At 51.7% G+C, this 12,110-nt stretch carries 10 protein-coding genes; all 10 read left to right on the forward strand.

The genetic code is table 11. From position 1 onward, the window contains the following. Positions 1-321: 321 nt before the first annotated feature. The 10 genes from HRI97_RS00710 (at position 322) to HRI97_RS00755 (ending at position 12,002) form a co-directional block, all read left to right on the forward strand. Positions 322-2,103: a flavocytochrome c gene (locus HRI97_RS00710; protein ID WP_253726021.1), complete on the forward strand. Its 1,782-nt coding sequence runs from the start codon at positions 322-324 to the stop codon at positions 2,101-2,103. Positions 2,104-2,131: 28 nt separating this feature from the next. Next, complete coding sequence (locus tag HRI97_RS00715) at positions 2,132-3,016, forward strand: dihydrodipicolinate synthase family protein (protein ID WP_038082435.1); 885 nt, start codon at positions 2,132-2,134, stop codon at positions 3,014-3,016. Positions 3,017-3,060: 44 nt separating this feature from the next. Then, a complete protein-coding gene (locus HRI97_RS00720) occupies positions 3,061-4,026 on the forward strand; it encodes a tripartite tricarboxylate transporter substrate binding protein (RefSeq protein ID WP_253726022.1) in 966 nt (321 codons plus the stop codon). 186 nt (positions 4,027-4,212) lie between these two features. Beyond that, the gene (locus HRI97_RS00725) at positions 4,213-4,680 is read left to right on the forward strand and encodes a tripartite tricarboxylate transporter TctB family protein (RefSeq protein ID WP_253726023.1); all 468 of its coding nucleotides are present in this window, start codon (positions 4,213-4,215) and stop codon (positions 4,678-4,680) included. 29 nt (positions 4,681-4,709) lie between these two features. After that, positions 4,710-6,236: a tripartite tricarboxylate transporter permease gene (locus HRI97_RS00730; protein WP_253726025.1), complete on the forward strand. Its 1,527-nt coding sequence runs from the start codon at positions 4,710-4,712 to the stop codon at positions 6,234-6,236. Positions 6,237-6,314: 78 nt separating this feature from the next. Further along, positions 6,315-7,346, forward strand: coding sequence for an FAD-dependent oxidoreductase (locus tag HRI97_RS00735; protein WP_253726026.1), 1,032 nt, complete (start codon positions 6,315-6,317; stop codon positions 7,344-7,346). 150 nt (positions 7,347-7,496) lie between these two features. Beyond that, complete coding sequence (locus HRI97_RS00740; RefSeq protein ID WP_253726027.1) at positions 7,497-9,395, forward strand: dihydroorotate dehydrogenase; 1,899 nt, start codon at positions 7,497-7,499, stop codon at positions 9,393-9,395. A 2-nt stretch (positions 9,396-9,397) separates the two neighbouring features. Continuing rightward, complete coding sequence (locus tag HRI97_RS00745) at positions 9,398-9,691, forward strand: helix-turn-helix domain-containing protein (protein ID WP_253726028.1); 294 nt, start codon at positions 9,398-9,400, stop codon at positions 9,689-9,691. A 141-nt stretch (positions 9,692-9,832) separates the two neighbouring features. Then, positions 9,833-10,921 carry a 30S ribosomal protein S1 gene (locus HRI97_RS00750; RefSeq protein ID WP_253726030.1) on the forward strand — a complete coding sequence of 363 codons (1,089 nt, stop codon included), beginning with the start codon at positions 9,833-9,835 and terminating at the stop codon, positions 10,919-10,921. A 133-nt stretch (positions 10,922-11,054) separates the two neighbouring features. Beyond that, the gene (locus HRI97_RS00755; RefSeq protein ID WP_253726031.1) at positions 11,055-12,002 is read left to right on the forward strand and encodes a bile acid:sodium symporter family protein; all 948 of its coding nucleotides are present in this window, start codon (positions 11,055-11,057) and stop codon (positions 12,000-12,002) included. Positions 12,003-12,110 lie beyond the last annotated feature (108 nt).

The raw sequence follows: 12,110 nt of genomic DNA on the forward strand, positions 1-12,110 counted from the left end.
TTATTTAATTTGAAATTGAATCTTTCAACTCGGCTCTAAGCGCGGACACGCGGGATTTGTTCTGTCGTAAAGCGCACGCACAATATGTTTTACAACGGAGGTACGATAAAAAGCGCCGTCTGAAATATCGCCGATACTTTTTATCTCGAGTTTGCTTGGATGTTTGCAGAAGACGTGTATACGTGTTATTTCGATAAAAATCGCATGAATACGATACGTTTTGTTTTGCAAACTCGACTATTGAACGTGTGCGCACACGCGCACGGCTAAAAACTTTTTCGGAAATTGATATTTCCTGCAAAAGTTTTTATGGGAGGAAAAATGAGGAAATTCGCTTTTAAGCGGACGGCAGCGGTGATGCTTGCAGCATCGTTGTTTTTTGTTTCTTGCGGAGGCGGAAACAAATTCAAAGCGGGAACCTATACCGGTGAGGGTACGGGTATGGGAGGGGCGCTCACGGTGCAGGTAAAGCTTTCCGCTTCGAAAATCGAATCGGTAACGGTAACGAAGCACAACGAAACGCCCGGCATCAGCGATCCTGCGATCGAAAAGATTCCGGCGCAGATCGTCGCTTCCCAAAAAACGAACCTCGATGTTATCGGCGGATGTTCGATTACGAGCCGCGCGATTATGCAGGCGGCGGATGCTGCGCTCAAAAGCGCGGGCGTCAATGTCGAAAAGCTTAACGCGGCAACCGTTTCTTCTGCGGAAACGAAAGCGGCCGATGTCGAAAAGACGGCGGACGTTATCGTCGTCGGCGCGGGAGGAGCGGGTATGGCAGCCGGCGTTCAGGCAAATCAAAACGGCGCGACGGTTATCATCATCGAAAAGACGGCTCGCGTCGGAGGCGATACGATTATGGCCGGCGGCGCGCTGAACGCGGTCGACGACGGCAGCGAAACGGCAAAAGCGAACAAAGATTCGGTCGCGCTGCATTACAAGCAGACCTATGAGGGCGGCGACAAGCAGGGTGATCCCGCTTTGATCCACGTGCTTACGGATAATGCGTGGAAAGGCGTCGAGTGGCTCAAATCGATGGGCATGGAATTCAAGCCTGGCACGTTTACGGTAACCGGCGGTTTGTGGCCGCGCGCGCATAAACCGGTAGACCCCGTCGGCACGGGATTTTTCAAAACCTATAACCGCTATATCGATTCGCACGAGGGCATCGAAGTGATGCTCAACACGAAGGGTGAAAGTTTTATCGTCGAAAACGGTAAAGTCGTCGGCGTCAATGCGATCGGTGAAACGGGCAACAAAGTGACGCTTCGCGCGAATAAGGGCGTAGTTCTTGCGACCGGCGGTTTTGCACGCAATGTCGAAATGCGCGAAAAATATAACAAACAATGGCCGACGCTCGGTGCGAATATTCCTTCGACGAACCCGCCGAGTTCGACGGGAGACGCTTTTGCCATGCTCGAACCGCTTCACGCGCAGCTCGTGCAGATGGAAAACATCCAGCTCCTGCCGCTCGGCGATCCCGAAACGGGAAGCCTCTCCGGCAATATCGAAATGGATGTCGAACGCCGCATCTTTGTCAATAAAAACGGCGACCGCTTTGTCGATGAAGGCGCTAGGCGCGATACGATGACGATGGCGTTGTTTCATCAGCCGGATAACTATATGTGGATCGTACTCGATTCGCACTGCTATCCGACGGGCGACGAAAAAAACAATTTCAACGAATCCGCGAACGAACTTGTTGCGGCCGGCCGCGCGGTAAAAGCGAACTCCGTCGAAGAGCTTGCAAAAGCGATGAACGTTCCCGCCGATCATTTGAAAGCCGCGCTCGACGATTTCAATAAACACGTCGCCGACAAATCGAAGGACGCGTTCGGTCGTACGCTTTATTCGACGCCGATCGACAAGCCTCCGTTCTATGCGGCTCCCCGCGTTCCGACGGTTCACCACACGATGGGCGGCGTCAAAATCGATACGGGCTGTCACGTGTACAACACCGACGGAAAAATCATTCCGGGCTTGTATGCGGCGGGCGAAGTTACCGGCGGCATACACGGTGCGAACCGCTTGGGCGGCAACGCGCTGACCGATACGGTCGTATTCGGACGCATCGCCGGTACGAACGCAGCTGCGGGTAAATAATCGTCCGTTCTGACTTATGGGAGGTTCTATGAAAAAATTATACGGCGTTATTACCGCCATGACAACACCGTTTACGCAAGACAACAAAGTGGACGTCGCGGCGCTTGAAGAACAGACCGAATTTTTAATTCAAAAAGGCATTCACTGTTTGTATCCGTGCGGTACGACGGGTGAAATGTTTTCGATGTCCGCCGAAGAGCGCGAACTCGTCGCCGAAACCGTTGTCAAAAAAGCCGCCGGCCGCGTAACGGTTTTCGTCCACGTCGGTGCAATGTGTCAGGACTGTACGATCCGTCTTGCAAAACACGCGCACAGCATCGGTGCTGACGGCGTGGGCATCATTACGCCGGTGTTCTTCCATGTCGATGACCGCGCTATGGTCGAATATTATAAAACGGTATGCGCCGCGCTGCCGGACGATTTTCCCGTGTATGTATATGTGATTCCTCAGCTTGCGCACAACGACATCGGGGCTGCGACGATGGAAGAGATCGCTTCCGCGTGTAAAAACGTCGTCGGCGTAAAATACAGTTTTGCCGATATGCGCAGGATAAACGAATATCTGCAAGTGCGCGGAGGAAATTTTTCGGTTGTCCCCGGAGCGGACGATCTCTTTTTGCCCGCGCTGTCGTGCGGATGCGACGGTACCGTTTCCGGCTGTTCGGGCCCGTTTCCGGAAGCTTTCGTCGACGTGTATAAAGCGTTTCAATCGGGAGATATTGCCGCGGCTCGGAAAGCGCAGGTTAAAGCAACGAAATTGGCGATGATTATGAAATGCGGCGCGAATATGTCCATATTCAAAAATATCTTAACGATGCGCGGTATTCGCGGCGGATACATGCGCCGACCGCTTCTCGATTTGACTGCCGAGCAGGTTGCGGAACTGAAAAAAGAAGTTGCATCGTATTTGTAATTGCAAATACGGTGTAGAGGTATATGGCTTTTTATGGAGGTAGTATGAAAAGAATCGGAATACTGTGTCTGCTTTCGGCAGCGGTAATTTCTTGGAGCTTTGCTCTGGGTAATGGAGACAATGTCAAATTTCCCGGCAACAAACAGATTTCTCTGATCGTTCCGTATTCTGCGGGCGGTGCGTCCGATACGACGGCGCGCATCTATGCATCGGAACTTGAAAAAGCGCTCCCCGGTACGATCACCGTGAGCAATATCACCGGCGCGTCGGGAGCGACGGGATTGACGCGGGTCAAAAACGCAAAGGCCGACGGCTACACGATCGCGTATATGCCCGTCGAATCGACGATGCTCCGCGCACTCGGTCTTACCGATTTGAGCACCGACGATTTCAAATTTATCGGACGGGCGATGACGATTCCGTCGGCCGTCACGGTAAAGGCGGATTCTCCGTGGAAGACGATTGAAGATTTCATCGCGTATGCGAAAGCGAATCCGGGAAAAGTCCGCGTCGGAAATTCCGGAACGGGATCCATCTGGCATGTCGCGGCCGCTTCGGTCGAAGATAAATGCGGCGTTAAATTTACGCACGTTCCGTTTGAAGGCGCGGCTCCTGCCGTAACCGCTCTTGCCGGCGGCAATATCGAAGCGGTTACCGTTTCTCCGTCGGAAGTACAAAGCCTCGTCAACGACGGTAAACTGAGAGTTTTAATAATTCTCGGCGAAGGCCGTTCGTCCGTCGTTCCGAATGTACCGACCGCCCGCGAAAAAGGCATCGACATTGCGATTCAGGGCTGGGGTGCGTTTGCCGTTCCGAAGGGTACGCCCGCTGAAATCGTGAGTATCCTCGAAAAAGCGTCCTTCGTCGCGCTTAATTCCGCGCCGGTAAAAGAACTGCTTGCATCGCGCGGTTTCGAACACGCGTATTTGAGCGGTTCCGATATGGATGCCGCCGCCGCAAAAGAATTGAGCTATTACGGAAAATTGATTCCCGCATTGCTCAAAAAATAATGCTTTGCCGATCGGGGCTGACCAAAAACTTCAGTTTTTGGTCAGCTTCCTTAAATGTACTATGCGACGTTTAAAATTAAGTCATTACAATATAAAGACTTAATTTTAAACTCGACAGGCTGTCGAGAAAGTAACCGACTTTTGAGACAGCCCCGATTTTTATCGTATGAAAAGGAGGTCGCCGTTATGCGCAAGGGTGATGCGATATCCGGTATTGTGATAACGCTTTTGGGTTTCGGAGTGGTCATTTATACGCTTGCGGAAAATACGATGCGTTTTAACGCGCAAACTTCCGACGGAGTTCCGGGAGCCGGTTTTTTTCCCGTGCTGCTCGGATCCGTTTTAGGGATTCTCGGCATCGTTTTACTGATTCGCAGCATCCGTGAAAAGATCGAAAAAGCACAGTCTGCCGCTGCAAGTGAAGAAACAAAAAAAAATATTAAAATGCTCGTACTGACGATAACGGCCATCGTCGTATTTTTTATTTTATGGCAGCTTACGAAATTATTTATTTTGTGGGCGCTTGCGCTTGTGGTTTTTCTCAATTTTATATTTGAGCGTACGTGGAAATTCAATATCATCTATTCGGTCGTGTTTGTCGCTTTTATCTATCTGGCCTTTGTCGTAGGCTTTTCCATTCAATTTAATATCTAAAAAATGACAGATAGTATACGGGAGTATGTATGACACTCGAAATTTTTGCCAAGGCTTTTTTTGAACTTTGTACGCCGTCGGTTTTATTGTTTTTATGTCTCGGAGTCGTAATCGGTACGGTGATCGGCGCGCTGCCGGGTTTGTCCGCAACGATGGGCATCGCCATTATGACGCCGATTACATTTTGGTTTCCGCCGGCAAACGGATTCGCGCTGCTTATGGGGCTGTGGAACGCTGCGATTTTTTCCGGAGGCATTTCCGCGATTTTAATAAATACGCCGGGAACGCCCGCTTCCATAAGTCAATCGCTCGACGGCTATCAGATGTACCGGCAGGGAAAAGGCGGTCTCGCGCTCGGCGTAAACGTCATCTATTCGTTTATGGGCGGCATATTTTCGACGCTGTGTCTCATTTTGTTTTCCACGCCGATCGCGAATTTTACCGTAACGTTCAATGCACCCGAGTACTGTATGCTCGCGCTTTTCGGTCTTTCGATGATGATCGCGGTATCCACCGGCAACGTGCTCAAAGGTACGATTCTCGGCGTTGCAGGCATCCTGCTCAGCTGTGTAGGACTTGATCCTCTGCTTGCCATACCGCGTTTTACTTTCGGTTCGGTCGACCTGCTCGCCGGCATTTCATTTATCCCTGTTATGATCGGTATGTTCGGCATCGGCGAAGTGCTGTATCAGATGTATTCGCGAAACCGCACGGAAGAAGCGGCGGAAATGAAAGCGCGGAAAGTCAATCTTGCGCTCGGCCGCGTTTTACCGTCGTTTAAGGAATTCAAAGAACTCACGATACCGACGCTTATCGGTGCCGTCGAAGGAACGCTCATCGGCGCGATTCCCGCAGCGGGCGGCGACATCGCATCGATCATCTCGTGGGGCAATGCAAAAAAAATGAGTAAACATCCCGAAGAATACGGAAAGGGTTCGCTTGAAGGGCTCGCCGTTTCTTCGACTGCAAACAATGCGGTTATCGGAGGAGCGATGACGACGATGATGACGCTCGGTATTCCCGGCGATTCGGTTACCGCCATCCTTATCGGCTCTTTGACGATGTACGGTATGCAGCCGGGTTTGAAAATGTTTACGGAAAATGCCGACTTTACCGCAAAGATTATGCTGCTTATGCTGCTTGCGAATGTCGTCTTTTTGATCTTCGGTCTCGTTACCGCAAAAGCATCCGCGAAAGTGCTGAACGTTTCGCAGCCGACCGTTTGGACGGCGGTATGCCTTTTGTGCGTTGTCGGATCTTATGCGTTGAATAATAATTTTTTCGACGTTATCGTCATGTTTGCCGCTGCTCTTCTCGGCTTTGTGTGCAAAGTATATGATTTCCCGACGGGGCCCTTTGTGCTCGGACTGCTCCTCGGCAATATGATGGAAGCGAACTTCCGCCGTGCGCTCGTGATGAGCCACGGGAAGCTCATGACTTTCGTGCAGCGACCCGTTTCCTGCGTGCTTTTGATCGCGACGATTCTCGCGTTCTCTTGGCCGGTTATTAAAAACATAATCGATGCGCGGAAGGGCAGTGCGCGAAAGGCGGGGTAAAAGCATACGCGCATTATTCGGCATCGCTAAACGATTCGATTTTTAGAGGTGCTGTTTGTTGCGAGCGGATTTCTTTATATGCGTATGCATACGTCGGTTATGCCGAACGGCACCGGCTATTTCAAAGCGTTTGAAGACGTGCTTGCAAAACGGGGCGACAAATTTACAGCGCTTATGGATACCGAAGCGAAGAGTTTGATCATGGACGGCAGCGATGTCGTCGGCGTGAATGCGGTCGGCAAAGCGGGAAACAAAGTGACGCTGCACGCGAAAAAAGGCGTTATCCTTGCAACCGGAGGTTTTGCCGGAAATGTACAGATGCGGCAAAAATATTGTCAAACCGGCAAGTGGCCCGATTTAAGCGAAAAAGTCATTACGACAAATGTGGCGAGCGTTACCGGAGACGGCATTTTTATGGCACAGGATGCGGGCGCCGAACTCATCAATATGGAACAGATACAGTTGTTGCCGTATGCAAATCCGTGGACGGGCGCGACAAGCGATATTACGCTCACATACAGCGCAAGCATGTATATAAATAAAGAAGGAAGGCGCTTTGTTCGTGAAGACGGCCGCCGCGACGAAATGTCTCTTGCAATTATCGCGCAGCCCGACGGTCTTATGTATCAGCTGTTCAGCGCGGACACCGTACCCGATCCTGCGAAAGGCAAGACGCTCGGCGGTAAAAGCGTCGCGTACTTTCTCGACAATCATCTGGCGGGATACGTATCGGGCGCGACGCTTGCGGATTTGGCAAAAACGCTCAATATGGATGCCTCCGTTTTGCAAAAAACGGTCGATGATTTTAATACCTATGTCGACGGTTCGGCAAAAGATCCGCTCGGGCGCATTACATGGACGAAAAAATTGGTTACCGGTCCGTGGTATGCGTATCCGAGAAAGCCTGCAACGCATCACACGATGGGCGGCATCAACGTCGATAACGATGCGCATGCACTTCGTGCAGACGGCACGATTATCAAAGGCTTATATTGTGCGGGAGAAATTACCGGAAATTATCACGGCGCAAACAGGCTCGGCGGCAACGCTATCGTCGATTTTTGCGTAAACGGTCGTAAAGCGGGCGCGAACGCAGCGACAGGCAAGTGATCGTCCGTTCTAAAAGCAGACCTTTCGGAAGGGCTTAGAAGTGCGGACGATAGTGTGCGGACGGCACCCCCTTATTCGGGGTGCCGTTTTTTATGCGGGAGCCTCTGCCCCCGTCTTGCCCTAACTCGCGTAAAATCATATCTTTACATTATGTCCGATACAGCAGCTTGCAAATCTCCTCCGCTCTATGCAAGAGGTACCGTCATATTCTGTGAAAAAGAAAAAGGCGCGCGTCCCGAAGGAAGCGTTTTTCTGCTGAAAGTCTGCGTACCGAAGTCGGCAGCTAGGCACTGTCAGTCGATGCCGTCTTCGATTCTGCAAGCTGTAAACCCTTCCGCCGTGCCGCAGGAAGCCGCGAATGCTGTCAGTACCGTATGCGGCGGAAGTTCGCCGAGCGCGCAGTCCGGCATGCCGCTTCCGGGGCAGTTTTATATGCTGCGCGCGGAAAGGTCGAGTGTGCTTTTGGGGCGCCCGGTCAGCGTATTTCATGCCGAAGCGTGCGCGGACGAAATCGAAGTACAGTTTCTCATCCTCGTAAAGGGGCGCGGTACGCGGGAGTTGTGCGCGCTGAAAGCGGGAGATGCAGTACTGATGCTCGGCCCCGTCGGCAACACTTTTCCCTTTCCCGAAAACGATACAAAAGTCTGTATTGCAGGCGGCGGTATCGGCGTCGCGCCCGTAGCTGCTTTTGCCGAAACGCTTCCGCCCGGCTCTTACGATTTTTTTGCGAGCTTTAAAAGCGGCTCCTACGGTTTGGAGCATATTCGCCCGGAAAAATTAATAATTACGACGGACGACGGAAGCGAAGGCGTTCACGGCATGCTTCCCGCAGCCCTTACCGAAGATGCGCTCCGTGCGGGAGGTTACGGCGCCGTGTATGCGTGCGGGCCTACGCCTATGCTTTCGTATGTAAAGCGCATAGCCGAAAGCGCAGGTATCCCGTGTTATATAAGCATGGAAAGCCGAATGGCTTGCGGTATGGGTGTCTGCCTCGGCTGCACGATTCACACGAGCGAAGGCAATAAGCGCTGCTGCAAAGACGGCCCCGTTTTCGACAGCCGCATCCTCGAATTTCCGAAGCCCGTATCGAAGCCTGCTCGAAAAGCGCTCGACGGAGTACCCGATTTTTCGATTGCGATCGGGGGCGTGCGTTTAAAAAATCCCGTCATCGCGTCTTCGGGGACTTTCGGATTCGGCACGGAATACGCTTCCGTTTTCGACGTCGGAAAACTCGGCGGCATTGCGAGCAAGGGTTTGACGCTCGAAGCGCGCGAAGGAAATACGGGCATCCGCTTGTGGGAAACGCCTTCGGGTCTCATGAATTCGATCGGGCTGCAAAATCCGGGCATCGCTCATTTTATCGATTTCGAACTGCCGGAAATGCTCAAACTGAAAACGGTGGCGATCGCGAACCTCTCCGGTTCGACACTCGAAACGTATATCGAAGGCGCAAAGCTGCTCGATAAAAGTGCTGTCCCGATCATCGAACTGAATATTTCCTGTCCGAACGTTGCGGCCGGAGGAGCGGCGTGGGGCATGACGTGTGCGAATGCGGAAACTGCGGTGCGCGAAGTGCGCGCCGTAACGAAAAAACCGCTCATCGTAAAGCTTACGCCGCAAGCGCCCGATTTTACGGGTGTCGCGCTCGCCTGCATCCGCTCGGGTGCGGATGCGCTCAGCATCGGAAACTCCTTTCAAGGCGTCGCCGTCGACATAGAGTGCGGTGTGCCGGTGTTCGATAAAATCAAAGCGGGCTTCGGCGGCCCTGCCGTCCGTCCGATCGCCGTGCGCCTCGTGTGGGAAACCTTCGAAGCGATGCGCTCGCTTCCGCCGCACGAACGCGTGCCGATCGTCGCTGTCGGCGGTATCGAAAAATGGGAAGATGCGGTCGAGTTTATCATGGCGGGAGCGCTTGCCGTCGGAGTGGGTACGAACACTTTTGCAAATCCGCTGACGATGCTCGAAGTGCTCTCCGGCATCGAAGCGTTTATGAAGCGCAAGGGCTTTGCCTCCGTGTACGATATGTGCGGCATCGCACATGAGAGATAAAAATGACATTGACTAAAGCGTTGAAAGATCAATGTAAAAACACAAACTTCAAAAAAGAATACGAAGCATTGGAACCCGAATATGCTTTGATTCGGGCGTTAATCGATGCAAGAAATTCATGTAATATCACACAAAAAGAACTTGCTGCAGCGACCGGTATTGCGCAATCGGATATAAGCAAAATAGAAAACGGTTTAGGAAATCCGACGATACGGCTTTTGCAGCGGCTTGCAAATGGATTGAACATGAATCTGAAAGTTGAGTTTGTCCCGAAAAAACGTATCGCAGTGCGTTGAAAAGTATAATCGAAAGCGGTATAAAAACCGCAGTTGCCTTGATAGTGACATTTCGCCGATTTGCGCTCCGATACGATTTACATTTCGATTTGCGCGCATTTGCAGAATGCGCTATAATCGCGTTCGAAGTATGAGGTTCTTATGAAAAAATTTGATATAGGCGAAAAGGTTTCGCTCAAAGTCGTCGCGGTTTCCGCGGGTACGGTTTTTCTCGACTTGAACGCGAAAAGCGAAGGCGTACTCGACGCGTCCGAGTTTACCGATGAAAACGGCATCTGTTCGATACATCCGGGCGATATGCTCGATGTATATTTTATCGGAAACGAAAGCGGGGAAGCTCGCTTTACGACAAAGATTTCCGGCGGCAAAGCGGATAAATCGATTTTGGAAAACGCGTATAAAAACGGCATCCCCGTCGAAGGGCATGTCGACAAAGAGATCAAAGGCGGCTACGAAGTGACGGTCGGGACGAGCCGCGCCTTTTGCCCGTATTCTCAGATGGGCTGGAAGCAAAAGGGAGATGCCGCATCGTTTGTCGGAAAGCACCTCGTTTTTAAAATTCAGGAATACAAAAACGACGGGCGCGACATACTCGTTTCAAACCGCGTCGTCCTGGAAGAAGCGTACGAAAAAGAACTTGAAGCGCTCAAGGAAAAATTAAAAGAAGGCATGACGGTCGAAGCGACAGTTGTGTCGCTGCAAACATACGGCGCTTTTGTCGATATCGGCGGATTCGAAGCGCTCCTGCCGATTTCGGAAATCGCGCGCTCTCGTGTCGACGACGTGAGCGCCGTTTTGCATGTCGGGCAAAAGCTCGGCGTAAAAATTATTAAAGCGGACTGGGCGCACGAGCGCGTTTCGGTGAGCGCAAAAGAGCTGCTTGCCGATCCGTGGACGGCTGCAGCGGAAAAATATGCCCCGGGTTCGAAATACGAGGGCACCGTTTCGCGCGTTGCGCCCTTCGGCGTTTTTGTCGAACTCGAACCGGGCGTCGACGGACTCGTGCACATATCGGAAATGGACGGCGTCGACTCTCATACGAATCTGAACAAAGTCTTTTCGAAGGGACAAAAGATGTCGGTACTCGTCAAAGAAGTAAACGCTCGGGAACGGCGTATTTCGCTTACGCCGACGACGTCGGTCGAACAGGATAAAACGACGGCGCGTTATATGGCCGGTCAGACGGACGGCGAAGGCTACAATCCGTTTGCAGCTCTTTTGAAAAAATAACGGTGACGAAAAATAATAAACTTTTGCGCATATACGACGCCGTTCGGGCAAAGTCTTGCCGTCTTTACACGGCCGTTTAATTTATGCTAAAATACTTTAATATAATTAAAGACATGTAAAGGATGTAATTAGTATGAAATTTCTTGAAAAGCTGAGCGATTTTTTCGGCAAATGGATGGCGCTCATCGTCATTGCGGTTGCCGCTCTTGCGCTCTTTGCACCGCAGACCTGTTTGTGGATTAAAACGAGCTGGATAAATTGGCTGCTCGGCATTGTCATGTTCGGCATGGGACTCACGCTCAAAATGGACGATTTTAAAGTCGTGTTCAGCCGGCCGAAAGATATCATAATCGGTTTTATCGCGCAGTTTACGCTCATGCCGCTTATCGCTTTTCTTTTGGCGAAAGCGTTTAATTTGCCGACGGAAATCGCGGTCGGCGTTATCCTTGTCGGCACTTGTCCCGGCGGTACCTCGTCGAACGTCATGACTTATCTTTCCAAAGGTGACGTTCCGCTGTCGGTCGGCATGACCGCTGTGTCGACGCTGTTCGCGCCGCTTATGACCCCTCTTTTAACGCTCCTGTATGCGGGGCAGCGTGTCGATGTCAATGCCGTCGCGATGTTTTTGTCGATTGTAAAAGTCGTACTCGTGCCGATTGCGCTCGGTTTGGTGTGCAATTATTTTTTCGAAAAAGTGACGCGCCAGATCGTGCGTATCCTTCCGCTTATTTCGACGATCGCGATCATCATGATTATTGCAAGCGTCGTGTCCGCGAATTCCGCGCGGCTTAAAACTGTCGGCGTTATGGTCGTCATCGTCGTTATTCTTCACAATCTGCTCGGTTATGCGACGGGATTCGGCGTCGGAAAATTACTGCGTCTTAACACGACGAAGTGCCGTGCGCTTTCAATCGAAGTCGGTATGCAAAACTCGGGACTTGCGACATCGCTTGCGGCGACGCACTTTGCACAGTATCCGCTTGCGACGATCCCGGGTGCCGTGTTCAGCGTGTGGCATAATATTTCGGGCGCCGTTTACGCGAACTTCCTCGCAAACCGCCATCCCGAAAAAGCGAAGTAATATTCGTTCGCGCTGCATCCGTGCAGCGCTCACTACCGTATTTTTGCGGAGCAAAAATACGCGGCCGTTTTGCAAGAATACGACACGGCATCCGTGCCGTGCATTGAG

The sequence above is a fragment of the Treponema socranskii subsp. buccale genome (genome assembly GCF_024181585.1).
GTDB classification, from domain to species: domain Bacteria; phylum Spirochaetota; class Spirochaetia; order Treponematales; family Treponemataceae; genus Treponema_D; species Treponema_D buccale.

Bases quoted from the DNA above. Each gene is read 5' to 3' on its own strand.
- HRI97_RS00710 (WP_253726021.1), top strand. From the start codon at position 322: ATGAGGAAATTCGCTTTTAAGCGGACGGCAGCGGTGATGCTTGCAGCA.
- HRI97_RS00715 (WP_038082435.1), top strand. From the start codon at position 2,132: ATGAAAAAATTATACGGCGTTATTACCGCCATGACAACACCGTTTACG.
- HRI97_RS00720 (WP_253726022.1), top strand. From the start codon at position 3,061: ATGAAAAGAATCGGAATACTGTGTCTGCTTTCGGCAGCGGTAATTTCT.
- HRI97_RS00725 (WP_253726023.1), top strand. From the start codon at position 4,213: ATGCGCAAGGGTGATGCGATATCCGGTATTGTGATAACGCTTTTGGGT.
- HRI97_RS00730 (WP_253726025.1), top strand. From the start codon at position 4,710: ATGACACTCGAAATTTTTGCCAAGGCTTTTTTTGAACTTTGTACGCCG.
- HRI97_RS00735 (WP_253726026.1), top strand. From the start codon at position 6,315: ATGCGTATGCATACGTCGGTTATGCCGAACGGCACCGGCTATTTCAAA.
- HRI97_RS00740 (WP_253726027.1), top strand. From the start codon at position 7,497: ATGTCCGATACAGCAGCTTGCAAATCTCCTCCGCTCTATGCAAGAGGT.
- HRI97_RS00745 (WP_253726028.1), top strand. From the start codon at position 9,398: ATGACATTGACTAAAGCGTTGAAAGATCAATGTAAAAACACAAACTTC.
- HRI97_RS00750 (WP_253726030.1), top strand. From the start codon at position 9,833: ATGAAAAAATTTGATATAGGCGAAAAGGTTTCGCTCAAAGTCGTCGCG.
- HRI97_RS00755 (WP_253726031.1), top strand. From the start codon at position 11,055: ATGAAATTTCTTGAAAAGCTGAGCGATTTTTTCGGCAAATGGATGGCG.